We start from the raw sequence: 13,376 nt of genomic DNA, 5'->3' as shown, positions 1-13,376 counted from the left end.
GGCCCCGCCCGCGAAGATGATGGCCTAGTCCAGGGTCTGGCGGTAGCGGAGCATGGCGAGGAGGCTGATCAGCGCCATGATCAGCCCCAGCGCCAGCAATTCGGGCGCGATGTCGGGCGTGGCGGCGCCCTTGAGCATGACCTTGCGGATGAGGCGGATGAAATGGGTGGCGGGCACCGCCGCGCCGATGGCCTGCGCCCAGCCGGGCATGCCGGCGAAGGGGAACATGAAGCCCGACAGCAGCACCGAGGGCAAGATGGTGAAAAAGCTAAGCTGCATGGCCTGCATCTGATTGTGCGCCAGGGTGGAGATGAGGAAGCCCAGCGCCAGATTGCCCAGGACGAACAGGTTGAAGCCGAAGAAGAAGGCAAGGGCCGAGCCGGCGAAGGGCACGTGGAACACGGCGAAGGCCGAGACCATGAACACCGCCGTCTGCACATAGCCCACCAGCACATAGGGCAGGATCTTGCCCAGCATGACCTCGGCGGGGCGCACCGGGGTGGCTATCAGCATTTCCATGGTGCCGCGTTCGCGCTCCTTGACGATGGCGACGGCGGTGATCATCACCATGGTCATGGAGAGGATGATGGCCAGCAACCCCGGCACGATATTGGTCGAGGTGCGGCCCTCGGGATTGTATTGGCGGTGGATCACCACCTCGAAGGGCGGGGGAGCGCCGGCGGCGGGGGCCAGGGGACCCTCGAGCGTCTGGGCGATGGCGCCGGCGACGATGCCGCTCATGGCGGCGGCCGCGCCGCCCACGGCGGAGGGATCGGCGGCGTCGGCGGCGATCAGCAGGCTGGGCCGGCGCCCGCGCACCACGTCGCGGGCGAAGCCGGACGGGATGACGACGACGAAACTGGCCTCGCCCCGCCGCAGCTTCTCCTCGCCGGAAGCCGGCCCGCGCACCTCGCCCTGGAAATCGAAATAGCCCGAGGTTTCCATGCCCGCGAGCAGGGCGCGGGTGAGCGGCCCCTCGTCATTGACCTCGACCAGGGTGGGCAAATGGCGCGGATCGGCATTGATGGCGAAGCCGAAAAGGAAAAGCTGCACGATGGGCAGGCCGATCATCATGGCGAAGGTGACGCGGTCGCGCCGCATCTGGATGAATTCCTTGATGAGGACCGCGAGGAACCGGTTGAGGGAAAAGCCCAGGGTCATGCCGCATCGCGGGCGAAATTGTCCCGCGCCCCGGTCATGAGATAGATGAAGGCCTCCTCGAGCCCCGCCGGCACCCGGCTCCAGCGTTGCGGGCCGGCTTCGGCGAACGCGGCAATGGTGGCCTCGAGCGCCGCTCCATCGGTGCCCGAGACGTGCAGGGCCGACCCGAAGCGGGCGATCTGGGCGACGCCGGGCCGGCCGGCGAGCGCCTCCTCGAGCATGGCGAGGTCGGGGCCTTCGGCCCGCCAGGTGACGAGGCCCACCATGGCGGGAATTTGCGCGGCCGGGCCGTCGATCAGTTTGCGGCCATAGGCGATATAGGTGATGAAGTCGCACTGCACCGCCTCGTCCATGTAATGGGTGGAGACGAGGACGGTGACGCCGGCCTTGGAAAGGCGGCGGATCTCGTCCCAGAAATCGCGGCGCGCCTTGGGATCGACCCCGGCGGTGGGCTCGTCGAGCAGCAGCAAGCGCGGATCGTGGATGAGGCAGGCGGCAAGGGCCAGGCGCTGTTTCCAGCCGCCCGAGAGCGTGCCGGCCAATTGCCCGGCCCGGTCGGCCAGGCCCAGATCGGCCAGCGCCGCATCGACGCGCCCCCGGCGCCCGGAAACGCCATACATGCGGGCGACGAAATCCAGGTTCTCGCGGATGGTCAGGTCCTCATAGAGGCTGAATTTCTGCGTCATATAGCCGATCCGGGTCTTGATCCGGGCGGCCTCGCGGCGCAGGTCGAGCCCCAGACAGGTGCCTTCGCCCGCATCGGGGACGAGCAGGCCGCACAGCATGCGGATCGTCGTGGTCTTGCCCGAGCCATTGGGCCCCAGAAAGCCGTAAATGGCGCCGCGCGGCACCGCGATGTCGAAATCGTCCACCACCAGCTTGTCGCCGAAACGCTTGGTGAGCCCCTTCACCTCGATGGCCGGGGCGGGGCTCATTTGCGCACCGTGACCGGCTGGCCAGGCCGCAGGGTGCCGGCTTGGTCGAGCCGCGCCTTGACCAGATAGACCAGCCGGCCGCGCTCCTCGCGCGAATAGATCACCGGCGGCGTGGTCTGCGGCTCGCCGGCGATATGGGTGACATGGGCGGTAAGGGGCGCGCAGCCATCGCAGGCGATGTCGACGGCGGCGCCGATGGCCAGGCCCGCCCGCTCCGGTTCGGGTACGAAAAAGCGCGCCTCGAGCGGCCCCTGCGGTAGGATGGAGAGGACGGGAACGCCGGCTCCGGCCACCTCCCCGGCGCGGAAGAACAGGCTGTCGACGCTGCCGGCAAGGGGCGCGACGACCTGCCGGTCCGCAAGGCTTTGCCGCGCGCCGGCGGCGTCGGCCTCGGCGGCGTGCAGATCGGCCTCCGCCGCCGCCTGCTGGGCGGAGCGGGCCGGCAGTTCCGCCACCGCCAGTTGCGCGCGCAGTTGATCGGCCTGCGCCCGGGCGGCGGCAAGGGCGGCACGGTCCTGCTCGACCCGGACGCTGGGCACGGTGCCGGTCCGCTCGAGCCGTTCGCTGCGCGCCAGATTCGCCTCGGCCAGGCCCAGATCGGCCTCGGCCTTGGAAAGCGAGGCGCGGATGACGTCCAGTTCCGGCGTGCGGCCGCCGGTTTCGAGATTGGCGAGGCTGGCCCGGGCGGCGGCGACCCGGGCCTCGGCGGCGTCGAGAAGGTGGCGCTGCTGGGCGGCATCGAGGGTGAACAGCACCTCGCCGGCTTCGACGGACTGGCCCTCGGCCACCGCCATGGTCTCGATCCGCCCGGCGACGAGGGGAGCGACATAGACGTAATCGGCCTCGAGATAGCCGCTATAGGTGCCGGGCACGGCAGCGGGCGCGAACCAGGAGAGCAGGGCGGCCATCAGCCCGGCGAAGAACTCGTTCATGGCCCGGGCTCCGGTGGCCGGGCCGCCAGCCCGTTGAACAAGATCTCGAGATGGTTGTCGATCAGCCGGTCCAGCGCCAGCCCGTCGGCGGGGCGGATGCCGAACACTTCGCTCAAGGCAACATGGGCGATGATGGGGCCGACGATGGAGCGCACGGTCAGCTCGGGATCGACGGGACGGAAATGGCCTGCCGCGACGCCGCGCGCGACCAGCCCGACAAGCACCGGAATGGCCCGGTCGAGCACGTCGCGGCGATAGATGTCGGCAATGGCGGGAATGTTCATGCCCTCGCGCAGGAACAGCTTGGGAATGGCGAGCTTTTCAGGGTCGCTCAGCAGGGTGCCGATCGTGCGCAGCAGCATGGCGATGGGCTGGCGCGGATCGCCCTCATAGGCGGCGATGCGGGGCAGGGCGCCAGAGGCCACCGGCGCCACGGCCCGCTCGATGATGGCCTCGATAATGGCGTCCTTGGAGGCGAAATAGAGATAGACCGTGCCCTTGGAGACGCCGGCCCGGCGGGCGATGTCCTCCACCTTGGCGGCGGCGAAGCCCTTTTCGGAAAATACCGCCATGGCCGCGTCCAGAACCTCGTCGGGGCGCGTCTCGGAGCGGCGGCTGAATTTCTTCGTGCTGGTCATGGCGCCACTATAAATGACTGACCGGTCAGTCATCAATAGCTACACCGGCATTTTACCGCCACGCATTGCCCCCATGGCCGCAACGCTGTAGATCGGAACCGCGAGGCCGGACAGGCTGCGATCCATCCAACGGGGCACCTTGCATGACCGATCTCAAGCTCATCGCGCTCGACAGCGAAGACCTCGAAGTGGTGTCCGCCCATGTGCAGGACGCCGTCATCCGCGTCGCCGACATGGGTTATGCCCGTGGCGACCGGCGCTTCGCCCTGCTGATGAACCGTTTCGACTGGGCCGGCGACAGGCCGCGCGCCAAGGGCCAGCGCAAGCGGGCGGCGCTGCATTTCGACGGGGTGACCCGCGCCGCCTTCGCCGGGTTCGATCCTGCCGCGCCCGAAGGCGTGGTGGAACTGCTCGCCATCCACTTCGAATTCACCGAGGCTCCGGCGGGCGTCGTCGAATTGCGCCTTGCCGGCGGCGGCGCGGTGCGGCTCGACGTGGACTATCTGGAAGCCCGCCTCTCCGATCTCGGCGCCGCCTGGGCCGCTTCCGCCCGGCCCAGCCATCGTCTCGACTGAAAGCCGGCCATGCCCCTACGCCTCGATAGCGCTTCGCCCGATTTCGAAGCCCGTTTTTCCGATCTGCTCGCCGGCAAGCGCGAAGCGAGCCGCGACGTCAATGACAGCGTCGCCGCCATCATCGCCGATGTGCGGGCGCGCGGCGACGCCGCCCTGGTCGAATTGACCAACCGCTTCGACCGCGCCGGGGTGACGGCGGCGACCCTGCGCATCCCCGAGGCCGACATCGCCGCCGCCGCGGCCCGCGTCTCCCCCCAGGTGCGCGCGGCGCTCCAGACCGCCCATGACCGCATCAGGGCGCATCACGAGCGGCAGAAGCCCACCGATCACATCTATGAGGACCATCTGGGAGTGACGCTGGGCACGCGCTGGACCCCGGTGGACGCGGTGGGCATCTATGTGCCGGGCGGATTGGCGTCCTATCCCTCCTCGGTGCTGATGAATGCCGTCCCGGCCCGGGTGGCGGGCGTCTCCCGCATCGCCATGGTGGTGCCGACGCCCGATGGCGAGATCAATCCGGCCATCCTCGCCGCCGCCGAAATCGCCGGCGTCACCGAAATCTACCGCGTCGGGGGCGCCCAGGCGGTGGCGGCGCTGGCCTATGGCACCGCCGCCATCGCGCGCGTCGACAAGGTGGTGGGTCCCGGCAACGCCTATGTGGCGACGGCCAAGCGCCAGGTATTCGGGCAGGTCGGCATCGACATGATCGCCGGCCCCTCCGAAGTTTTGGTCATCGCCGATGGCTCGGCCAATCCGGCCTGGGTCGCCGCCGACCTCATCGCCCAGGCCGAGCACGGGGCCGGCGCCCAGTCGATCCTCGTCACCACCGACCCGGCCCTTGCCGATGCCGTCGAGTCTGAGGTCGAGCGGCAATTGGCGCTGCTGCCCAAACAGGCCATCGCCCGCGAGGGCTGGGAGGAATTCGGCGCCGTCATCACCGTCGCCTCGCTCGCGGAGGCGGCGGACCTGGCCAATCGCACCGCCTCCGAGCACGTCGAGCTGGCGCTGGACGATCCCGAGGCGCTGCTGCCCGCCATCCGCCATGCCGGCGCGATCTTTCTGGGGCATCACACGCCCGAGGCCATCGGCGATTATGTCGGCGGCTCCAATCACGTGCTGCCCACGGCCCGTTCGGCCCGCTTCGCCTCGGGGCTGGGCGTGCTCGACTTCATGAAGCGCACCTCGCTGCTGGGCTGCACCCCCGCGGCGCTGGCCGAGCTGGCCGGGCCCGCCATCACCATCGCCGGGGTCGAGGACCTCGACGGGCACGGGCGGTCCATTTCCATCCGGCTCAACCGGTGAGCATCTCCATGGGCACGGCGCAGGCGGCGACCGACACGGACAGGCTGGTCACCGTCACGCTCGATCCCAATACCATCACCTCGATCGATCCCGACGAGGTGCATGAGTGGCGCATCGCCATCTACGACCTGCTGGAGGAGAACACCTTCCGCCCCGCCCGCGTCGCGGCGGAAGGGCCCTTCGCGCTCCACGTCTCCATCGTCGGCAATTTCATCGTGCTCGACGTGCGCCACCCCGAGACCTTCCAGCCCATCGCCGCCCATTATCTCTCGCTCACCCCGTTCCGGCGGCTGATCCGCGATTATTTCCGCATCCGCGACGCCTATTACGAGGCCATCCGCTCGGCCCAGCCCTTCCAGATCGAGACCGTCGACATGGCGCGGCGCGGCCTGCACAACGAAGCCGCCGAACTGCTGCGCACCCGCCTGACCAACAAGCTGGTCATCGACCTCAATACGGCGCGGCGCCTGTTCACCCTGATCTGTGCGGTGCAGCCCTATGCCAGCCGCATCGACGAGGCGACCAGCAAGCTGCCCAGCGTGCTGTTCGTGTGCTCGATGAACTCGGTGCGCTCGCCCATGGCCGCGGCGCTGGCGCGGCAGGCCTTTCCCGGGCGCATCATCGCCCGCTCCGTGGGAGTGGAGGGCGGCAAGGCCGACCAGTTCGTCCATGAGGTGATGGAGGAGGTGGGCATTGATATGTCGATCCATACCCCCCATATCCTGGACGAACTCGTCGCCAACCATTTCGACCTCGTCATCACCCTCTCCGACGACGCGCCCGGCGCGGTCGAAAGGAAGGGGCTGGAAGCCGGCGCGGTCGAGCATTGGGACGTGGACGACCCTTCCCTGGTGGAGGGGAGCCGCGACCTGGTTCTCAACGCCTACCGGGAATTGCGCGACAGCCTGCAGCGCCGTGTGCGCGAGCGGTTGGAGCCTTTGGTCGCCGGTGGTTCACAAAACCAATGATTTGAAGTAGGTTCCGCGCGATTTTGCGGCCCCGGCCGGCCAAGGCATGGCGGGCGGGGTCTTCTCAGGAGAAAGTATGGCCAAGGAAGAAGTGCTCGAATTTCCGGGCGTGGTCACCGAATTGCTTCCCAACGCGACCTTCCGGGTCAAGCTGGAGAACGATCACGAGATCATCGCCCATACCGCCGGACGCATGCGCAAGAACCGTATCCGGGTTCTGGCCGGCGACAAGGTGCTGTGCGAAATGACCCCCTACGACCTCACCAAGGGTCGCATCACCTATCGCTTCAAGTGACCTGATGCCCCATGGCTAGCCGTCCGGACCTCATCCTGGCCTCCGCCTCGCCGCGCCGGCTCGCTCTGCTCAACCAGATCGGGATCGAACCCGAACACCTGGTGCCTGCGCATGTCGATGAAACCCCGGAAAAGGGCGAATTGCCGCGCAAGCTCGCCGGCCGCCTTGCCGATCTCAAGGCCCTCACCGCCCAGCACAAGGCGCGGCTCGCCGGCTTCGGCTCCAATGCGCTGGTGCTGGCCGCCGATACGGTGGTCGCGGTGGGGCGCCGCATCCTGCCCAAGGCCGAGACCATGGAAGAGGCGAGCGATTGCCTCCATCTGCTCTCGGGGCGGGCGCATCGCGTCTATACCGGGGTGACGCTGATCACCCCCTCGGGGGCGCGCCGCCATCGGCTCGTCGAGACCCGCATCCGCTTCAAGCGCCTCTCCGGCCGCGAGATGGAGGCCTATCTCGCCAGCGCCGAATGGCGCGACAAGGCGGGCGGCTATGCCATCCAGGGCATCGCCGGCGCCTTCGTGGTCAAGCTCGTCGGCTCCTATTCGGCCGTCGTCGGCCTGCCGCTGCACGAGACCGCCCAGCTCCTGGCCGGGGAGGGCTATCCCGTCCACTTCAACTGGCTCAACCAGTCGAGCCTTTCGGGGGTATGATGGCGGAGCCCCGGGAACGGAAATGCCCGATCTGCGGCAAGCCGGCATCGGACGAATTCGCGCCCTTCTGCTCGAAACGCTGCGCCGATGTCGACCTCAACCGCTGGCTCACCGGCACCTATGTGATACCGGCGCGGGACGACGAGCCCGAAGCGGACGACGAGGAGGCATAGCGCCCGTCCGGTGCGCCGCCGGACGCTTTCCGGCGCGAGGACACGGAAACTGTGAGGGACGCATAATTCTTGGCTTGCCTTGCTGGACAGGGCCCGGCGAAGCCACTATAAGCCGCTCGTCCGGTGCGAAACACGCACCGCATAGAGGCCCAGATAGCTCAGTTGGTAGAGCAGCGGATTGAAAATCCGCGTGTCGCTGGTTCGATTCCGGCTCTGGGCACCACCCCTTCCTTTTCAGCGAAGATCAGGATCTGCCAGACGGTGTCGGCCGGGCGGATGTCGCTTGCAGAAAGCCGGCGAAGCGGCCTTGCTCGAAGCGGGCGGCGGTCAGCACGCCCGAGCCGTAGGCGCCGGTATCGAGCCCTATCCGGTTGGAGGTGATCTGCGGCTCGGGGGCCGGCGTGTGCCCGTGGACAATGGTGAAGGCCCGCATTTCGCCCGTATCCGCTTCGCGCCGGATCCAGAGCATGTCTTCATCGCGCTGATCTTCCAGGGCCAGGTTCGGCCTGAGGCCGGCATGGACGAACACCGCGCCGGGCAAGGTCAGGCAGGCGGGAAGACCGCTGATGAAGCTCCGGTGGTTTTCGGGAATATGCGCGTCCAGCATCACCCGCAACTGGCGCCCCGCGCCCAGATGCCCGGGCTCCAGCCCGTAGGACGACAGGGTCAGCCTTCCGCCATTGTCGAGCCAGGCATGCGACCGGGCCGGCGCCTCGAGGAAGTCGAGCATCATCTGCTCGTGATTGCCGGCCAGGCAAATCCGGTTGAACGATTTCGGCGGGTCCGCCAGCAGGCGGTCGAGTACCTGCGCGCTTCTGTCGCCGCGATCCACATAGTCGCCGAGCATGACGATGAGCTTTTCCCCGGCCCGGTCCCGGGCGTCGGCGACTATGCGGGCTTCGAGGTCCCGCAACAGGTCGTGGCAGCCATGGACGTCCCCGATCGCATAGACCAGCGACGGCCAGGACTCCAAATGAACGCGTGGCCGTGCCTTTCGGGGCGCCCGGGGCGAGAGAAGCGCTTCCAGAAAAGTCCTCATCGCGACCGGCTTCCTCCGGCAGCGTTCGGACGCTGCACCAGTACGCGCGCGAAAAGCTCGTCCCAGGCCCGAAGAATTTCCCGCTCGCCGAAGCGCTCCCGGATGCTTGTCGCCTCTTGGCCCATTTTTTCCCGCATGCCGTCCTCCGCCAGCATGGCGGCCATGGCTTCCGCCAATCCCGGCAGGTCGCCCCGGGGCACGAGCAGGCCATCGACGCCGTGCCGCACGATATCGCGCGCCCCGAAATCGAAATCGTAGGAGGCGACCGGGACCCCATGGGACATTGCTTCCAGCATGACCATCGGAAGCCCCTCCCACGCCGAGGACATGGCGAAAAGATCGGCCCTGCGATACCAGCGGGACATGTTTCCCGCCCGCCCCGGCAGCAAAATGCGCGTTTCCAGACGGAGCTCGCGCACCAGGGCGGTCAAGGCGTCGCGCTGCTCGCCCTCGCCCAGCAGGACCAGCGTGCAATCCGGGTGCCGGCCGGCGACCGTGGCGAAGGCCCGGATGAGCTCGCCATAGGCTTTGGCCGCGGTCAGGCGGCCCGCCGACAGGATCAGTCGATGATCCCCGGGCACGAGGGTTTCGGGGTCCGGTCCCTCGCCGCTGTCCTGCATGGGCCAGCGCACCGCATTGGGCATGATCACCACGTCCCTGCCGGGCACCTGCCGGCGCAATGCGGCCGCTCCGCCCTGCGTCAGCGTGGTGAGCGCGTCCAGACGCCGATAGGCCAATGGCCGCAAGGCGTTCCAGACCCTGCCTTGCACCGCGTAATCGGGGTGATTGTGCTCGCAGCCAATGACCCGGTGCGTCGTCGACAGGCTGGCCAGCGCCGTTTCTATGGCGATATTGCCCTGCATGGCCACGACGATGTCGGCCCCGTTCCGGCGCAGATGGCGGCGGAGCGCGGCAAGGCGCCAGAGCGTGGAGACGATCGGCGCGCCCCAGGGGGCAGGGGGCTTGCCGATGCTGTCGACCGTCACGCGAGGGTCCGGATGATATTCGATTTCCTCCGCGGGCGTGCAGAGGGTGATGACGACCTCGTGCCCCTGTTCCGCCCAGGCATCCGCCAGATTGACGGTGACCCGTTCGGCGCCGCCGCCGTGCAGGCTGTAGCAGACCAGATTTACCTTCATCGATCCCGGCCCGTTATCGGCTGGCGGCGAAAGGCGAATAGCGCAAGCACGCCGAAACTCGTCATATACATGGCCGTCGTCGCATAGAAGATCGCTTCAATCCCCGCACTCCCGATGAAGATCGCCAGCATGGCGACCTTGCAGGCCACTGCCGCCACATTGGCGAGAAGCAGCAGTTCGAACCGGCGCAGACTGGCGATCCATTGCGCCAGTACAAGGCTTCCGAACAGGAATGGCAACTGACCGATGCCGGCACGGAGCGCCCGGGATACCGCCGCCACGTCGCCACGGGAGAATTCGCCCCGTTCATACAACAGGCCGATGACCAAATCCGCATTGATGAACAGCAGGGCGCCCAGGACCGTCCCCAGCAGCAGGGCGGTCAACGACCAACCCCGCGCGAGGCGGGTGGCCGCGGCGCTCCCGGACAATGCCGCCTCCGACAGCACCGGCAGGACCGCGCGGCCGACCACGATCCCGGCAATGCTGGTCACCAGGGTCAGCGCCTTGTTCGTGTAATTGACGATCGCATTGGCCCCCGGCGATAGCTGGGCGGCCACGATCTGATCCAAGACCGTGCCCCCGAGCGAGAAGATCATCTGGGCGGCGAGCGCGATCAGCATCGCCGTGCCGATCTGGCTTGCCAGGTCCCGGGAGCCGGCCAGGTTGGGAAGCAGGCCGGAGGCTGCGCCGCCCTGCGCATAGGCCAGGGCGAAAGTGGCGAGAACGAAACCCGCTAACGTCCCGAACCCCAGCACCAGCGTGCCATCGAGCCAGCCGGAAAGCGCCGCTATGGCGGCAATGATGACCAGCGGCGTGACCGCCTCGAGCAGCGTGCCGACCTGCCGCCGAGCCGCCAGCAGCCTGGCCGCCAGCACCGCGCTCAATATGCCGAACGGAATGGTCGCGGCCACCAGCAATCCCATTTGCCGGAACGCGGAATGATAGCCGAGCCGAGCGGAAAAGAGCCAGAAGAGCGCGCCGCAACCGGCCGCGCAGACGAGGCCGAAAACGCTGGCCCATCCCAGCAGGGTTCGGAACACCGCCCGCGCGCGTTCGGCATCGGTCCGGGATAGCCGCACCAGAAGCGGGATGAAGACCACTCCCGACGTCATGGTGAACAGCGCCACCGGCCACCCCGCCAGCGCCGTTTGCAGCGCATAGGCATCGACCAGCGCCGAGGTGCCATAGGCCGAGGCGATGACGATTTCCTTGGCGGCCCCGGAAATCTTGGCGACACCGAGAAACACCAACAGATAGGTCGACGATCGGATGATCGCCAGGTTTTGCGGGCCGAGCCGCATCAGGTCCAGCCAGCGGGCGATGCCGGGCGGCTTTGGCGGCGATACCGTCACGTCCCGTATCCTGAAAGGGCGGTGCCCTCTTCCGGCTCCGCCAGGGACGCCAATAGCTCGAGATACCGGTCGAGCATGACCTGACTGGAGAATTGCCGCACCACGACGGACTGGGCCGCCAGGCCCATGGTCCGGCGCAAATCGGCGTCGGCCACCACTTGCAGCGCTTCGACCAGCCGGTCGGTGTCGTCGACGGGAAAGAGCATCCCGGTTTCGCCGTGCCGGACCATCTCCGATGCCCCGCCGATATCGGACAGGACCATGGGCAGGCCGGCGGCCATGACTTCCAGCGCCGCCAGGGAGAATGTCTCGACGGCATTGCTGACGAGCACGCCCGCATCGGCCGCATGCACGATGGACGGCACGTCCTTCCTCGCCCCGGTGAACACTACCTTGTCGGACAATCCCGCCGCCTGCACCTGTTTCTCGATTTCCGCGCGCGTCGCGCCGTCGCCCACCAGCAGCAGCCGGTAGCGGTCATTCTGCGGCACCAGCCGCCCCAGCGCCTCGACCAGTTGCGCATGGTTCTTTTCCGGGGCGAACCGGGCGCAGAGCAGCAATACGATGTCCGTTTCGGAAAATCCCCATTCCGCCCGGGCCTGCCGGCGTTCCGCCGAGCTGGGAGGATGGTAGAGTTTGGTGTTGATGCCGTTGGGGATGGCGGTTTCGAGCGGCGCCTTTATCCCCCTTTGCCGCCAGTAATCGAACTGCTTCCGGCTGACATAGACTATTCCGTCGGACTGCCTGACGAAATGCTTGAACAGGGGCAGCTTGACCTGCCCGGCAAGGCTGCTGATGACCGTGGTGTGGAAGAGGCAGATGATCTTGGCCTCGTGCAGGCCGAGCCATCGCGCCATCATCGCGGCGACCAGGGCGGTCTGGTTGACCGCGAAGACCAGCTCCGTGCGGCTGTTGCGCAGGCTCCGCCCCAGAGACAGGACCACATCCGAAAACAGCACGGAGCCGGCTTCGAACTTCTCGATCTGGTGATCGGGGCGCACGGCGGGATGGTTCGAGGCGCCGCCCTTTTTCAGCACCAGAATGCGGGCCTCGTGCCCCTGGGCCTCGAGCATGTCGGCCAGGTCCAGAGCATGGGCTTCCGCGCCGCCGATATTGAGGCGATCAAGAACAAAGCAAACTTTCATCGGCCGCGCCCCGCTTCGACAGAAAGCAGAAAATCCTCATAGGTCCGTGCAATGCGTTCGGCCGCATATCCGGCGACATTGGCCTGTGGAACCTGGGTCCTGCCGCGCTCGAGGAAGACTTCCAGCGCCTGCGCCAGGGCATCGGCGGAAAAGCCCGCGGTCACGACGCAGCCCGGAACCCCGGCCAGGGCATCCTCGATGCCGGGAACGGGCGTGGACAATACCGGCTTGCCGCAGGCCAGGGCCTCGAGCACGACATTTGGAAAGCCCTCGAAACGAGAGGAGAGAACGAGGCCGTCGGCGCGGGCGAGAACCGCATATGGATTGGACTGGAAGCCCCAGAACCTGACCCGGTCGACGAGACCCAGGGCCTCCGACTGGCGATTGAGGCTGCCAGCCTCGGCGCCGGCGCCCAATATATGAAAGGCAAGGTCGCGCCGTTCGAGACGGCCAATGGCATCGAGAAGGATATCGAAGCCCTTGGCCGGCGCCAGGCGCCCGATGCTCACCAGATTGATCCTGTGCGGGTCCATCGGGATTTCGGTCGGCTCGGCCGCCTTGCGTCGCACCTCTGCGATATCCACCGGATTGGGGATGGCGCGATGCGACAGATGGCCCAGTCCCAATCGCTCCGAGAAGGCCCGTTTCATCGCTTCCGACTGGTAGATGATCGCGTCTGCATTGCGGAAGCTGGCGCCCATCAGCCAGCGGAACCGCCGGCTGTCGAGGCTGAGGAAATCGGTGGCGCGGATGACCAGTTTGGATTGGGAGGGCCAGAAGGGACGGAGCAGGCCGGCGCCGACATTGAGGTGGTCGATGGTCGAGACCACCACGTCGGGCTGGGTGCGCCGGATCAAGCCGAGCAGCGCCGGCATGGCCTGGCGCAAGCGCGGCTTCTGCAGATCCGTGACCTCGACATGCTCGGGGACCAGCGCGCGGAAAGTGTTGTCCCGCCCGTTCAGCAAAATCAGGCTGGCCTTGATCCGCGATGTGTCGAGGTGACGGATCAAGGTGGTGATGACCCGCTCGGCGCCTCCGCCGGCCAGGTTCGGCAGCAGGAATGCCACTC

General features: G+C 67.4%; 15 protein-coding genes, 1 tRNA gene and 1 pseudogene. 8 read left to right on the top strand and 9 right to left on the bottom strand.

Going from position 1 to position 13,376, the window contains the following annotated elements; translation table 11 throughout:
• Nucleotides 1-24: 24 nt before the first annotated feature.
• Genes ACFOOL_RS12555 through ACFOOL_RS12540 form a run of 4 tightly spaced genes read right to left on the bottom strand, consistent with a single transcriptional unit; the run spans nt 25 to nt 3,666 of the window.
• Complete coding sequence (locus ACFOOL_RS12555; protein WP_380097450.1) at nt 25-1,161, bottom strand: ABC transporter permease; 1,137 nt, start codon at nt 1,159-1,161, stop codon at nt 25-27.
• Nucleotides 1,158-2,096: an ABC transporter ATP-binding protein gene (locus ACFOOL_RS12550; protein ID WP_380097449.1), complete on the bottom strand. Its 939-nt coding sequence runs from the start codon at nt 2,094-2,096 to the stop codon at nt 1,158-1,160. Before ACFOOL_RS12550 ends, ACFOOL_RS12555 begins: the two co-directional genes overlap by 4 nt.
• On the bottom strand, nt 2,093-3,028 hold the full coding sequence (locus ACFOOL_RS12545; protein ID WP_380097448.1) for an HlyD family secretion protein: 936 nt from the start codon (nt 3,026-3,028) through the stop codon (nt 2,093-2,095). The genes ACFOOL_RS12550 and ACFOOL_RS12545 overlap by 4 nt, the downstream gene beginning before the upstream one ends.
• Nucleotides 3,025-3,666 carry a TetR/AcrR family transcriptional regulator gene (locus ACFOOL_RS12540; RefSeq protein WP_380097445.1) on the bottom strand — a complete coding sequence of 214 codons (642 nt, stop codon included), beginning with the start codon at nt 3,664-3,666 and terminating at the stop codon, nt 3,025-3,027. The genes ACFOOL_RS12545 and ACFOOL_RS12540 overlap by 4 nt, the downstream gene beginning before the upstream one ends.
• A 143-nt stretch (nt 3,667-3,809) precedes the next feature.
• Between ACFOOL_RS12540 and ACFOOL_RS12535 the strand changes: the two genes are divergently transcribed.
• From ACFOOL_RS12535 to ACFOOL_RS12500, 8 genes and pseudogenes are all read left to right on the top strand, one after another.
• A complete protein-coding gene (locus tag ACFOOL_RS12535) occupies nt 3,810-4,241 on the top strand; it encodes a DUF2948 family protein (RefSeq protein WP_380097444.1) in 432 nt (143 codons plus the stop codon).
• A 9-nt stretch (nt 4,242-4,250) separates the two neighbouring features.
• On the top strand, nt 4,251-5,543 hold the full coding sequence (gene hisD, locus ACFOOL_RS12530) for a histidinol dehydrogenase (RefSeq protein ID WP_380097443.1): 1,293 nt from the start codon (nt 4,251-4,253) through the stop codon (nt 5,541-5,543).
• An 8-nt stretch (nt 5,544-5,551) separates the two neighbouring features.
• Nucleotides 5,552-6,025, top strand: a pseudogene (locus ACFOOL_RS12525) (UPF0262 family protein); the annotation flags it as partial.
• 6 nt (nt 6,026-6,031) lie between these two features.
• Entirely contained in the window at nt 6,032-6,511 is a 480-nt protein-coding gene (locus ACFOOL_RS12520; protein WP_380097494.1) for an arsenate reductase ArsC, read from the top strand.
• Nucleotides 6,512-6,587: 76 nt separating this feature from the next.
• Nucleotides 6,588-6,806 carry a translation initiation factor IF-1 gene (gene infA, locus ACFOOL_RS12515; RefSeq protein ID WP_046103343.1) on the top strand — a complete coding sequence of 73 codons (219 nt, stop codon included), beginning with the start codon at nt 6,588-6,590 and terminating at the stop codon, nt 6,804-6,806.
• Nucleotides 6,807-6,817: 11 nt separating this feature from the next.
• A complete protein-coding gene (locus ACFOOL_RS12510) occupies nt 6,818-7,456 on the top strand; it encodes a Maf-like protein (RefSeq protein ID WP_380097442.1) in 639 nt (212 codons plus the stop codon).
• Nucleotides 7,456-7,629, top strand: a complete 174-nt coding sequence (yacG, locus tag ACFOOL_RS12505) for a DNA gyrase inhibitor YacG (protein ID WP_380097441.1) — start codon at nt 7,456-7,458, stop codon at nt 7,627-7,629. Before ACFOOL_RS12510 ends, yacG begins: the two co-directional genes overlap by 1 nt.
• A gap of 147 nt (nt 7,630-7,776) precedes the next feature.
• A tRNA-Phe gene (locus ACFOOL_RS12500) sits at nt 7,777-7,852 on the top strand.
• A 21-nt stretch (nt 7,853-7,873) separates the two neighbouring features.
• Here ACFOOL_RS12500 and ACFOOL_RS12495 read toward each other — a convergent pair.
• The 5 genes from ACFOOL_RS12495 to ACFOOL_RS12475 all read right to left on the bottom strand — a co-directional run bounded on the left by ACFOOL_RS12495 (nt 7,874) and on the right by ACFOOL_RS12475 (nt 13,374).
• On the bottom strand, nt 7,874-8,602 hold the full coding sequence (locus ACFOOL_RS12495) for a metallophosphoesterase family protein (RefSeq protein WP_380097440.1): 729 nt from the start codon (nt 8,600-8,602) through the stop codon (nt 7,874-7,876).
• 62 nt (nt 8,603-8,664) lie between these two features.
• Nucleotides 8,665-9,807 carry a glycosyltransferase family 4 protein gene (locus tag ACFOOL_RS12490; RefSeq protein WP_380097439.1) on the bottom strand — a complete coding sequence of 381 codons (1,143 nt, stop codon included), beginning with the start codon at nt 9,805-9,807 and terminating at the stop codon, nt 8,665-8,667.
• A complete protein-coding gene (locus tag ACFOOL_RS12485) occupies nt 9,804-11,162 on the bottom strand; it encodes a lipid II flippase MurJ (protein WP_380097437.1) in 1,359 nt (452 codons plus the stop codon). The genes ACFOOL_RS12490 and ACFOOL_RS12485 overlap by 4 nt, the downstream gene beginning before the upstream one ends.
• Complete coding sequence (locus tag ACFOOL_RS12480) at nt 11,159-12,307, bottom strand: glycosyltransferase family 4 protein (RefSeq protein ID WP_380097436.1); 1,149 nt, start codon at nt 12,305-12,307, stop codon at nt 11,159-11,161. Before ACFOOL_RS12480 ends, ACFOOL_RS12485 begins: the two co-directional genes overlap by 4 nt.
• Complete coding sequence (locus tag ACFOOL_RS12475; RefSeq protein WP_380097434.1) at nt 12,304-13,374, bottom strand: glycosyltransferase; 1,071 nt, start codon at nt 13,372-13,374, stop codon at nt 12,304-12,306. The genes ACFOOL_RS12480 and ACFOOL_RS12475 overlap by 4 nt, the downstream gene beginning before the upstream one ends.
• Nucleotides 13,375-13,376: the final 2 nt, after the last annotated feature.

The sequence above is a fragment of the Devosia honganensis genome, from assembly GCF_042648785.1.
GTDB classification, from domain to species: domain Bacteria; phylum Pseudomonadota; class Alphaproteobacteria; order Rhizobiales; family Devosiaceae; genus Devosia; species Devosia honganensis.
Note: the sequence above shows the minus strand (reverse complement) of the source record. Positions and strands in the feature narration are given on the sequence as shown.

What these genes read in the sequence shown, in the direction of transcription:
- ACFOOL_RS12555 (WP_380097450.1), bottom strand. Translation starts at nt 1,161, where the DNA reads ATGACCCTGGGCTTTTCCCTCAACCGGTTCCTCGCGGTCCTCATCAAG.
- ACFOOL_RS12550 (WP_380097449.1), bottom strand. Translation starts at nt 2,096, where the DNA reads ATGAGCCCCGCCCCGGCCATCGAGGTGAAGGGGCTCACCAAGCGTTTC.
- ACFOOL_RS12545 (WP_380097448.1), bottom strand. Translation starts at nt 3,028, where the DNA reads ATGAACGAGTTCTTCGCCGGGCTGATGGCCGCCCTGCTCTCCTGGTTC.
- ACFOOL_RS12540 (WP_380097445.1), bottom strand. Translation starts at nt 3,666, where the DNA reads ATGACCAGCACGAAGAAATTCAGCCGCCGCTCCGAGACGCGCCCCGAC.
- ACFOOL_RS12535 (WP_380097444.1), top strand. Translation starts at nt 3,810, where the DNA reads ATGACCGATCTCAAGCTCATCGCGCTCGACAGCGAAGACCTCGAAGTG.
- hisD (WP_380097443.1), top strand. Translation starts at nt 4,251, where the DNA reads ATGCCCCTACGCCTCGATAGCGCTTCGCCCGATTTCGAAGCCCGTTTT.
- infA (WP_046103343.1), top strand. Translation starts at nt 6,588, where the DNA reads ATGGCCAAGGAAGAAGTGCTCGAATTTCCGGGCGTGGTCACCGAATTG.
- ACFOOL_RS12510 (WP_380097442.1), top strand. Translation starts at nt 6,818, where the DNA reads ATGGCTAGCCGTCCGGACCTCATCCTGGCCTCCGCCTCGCCGCGCCGG.
- yacG (WP_380097441.1), top strand. Translation starts at nt 7,456, where the DNA reads ATGGCGGAGCCCCGGGAACGGAAATGCCCGATCTGCGGCAAGCCGGCA.
- ACFOOL_RS12490 (WP_380097439.1), bottom strand. Translation starts at nt 9,807, where the DNA reads ATGAAGGTAAATCTGGTCTGCTACAGCCTGCACGGCGGCGGCGCCGAA.
- ACFOOL_RS12480 (WP_380097436.1), bottom strand. Translation starts at nt 12,307, where the DNA reads ATGAAAGTTTGCTTTGTTCTTGATCGCCTCAATATCGGCGGCGCGGAA.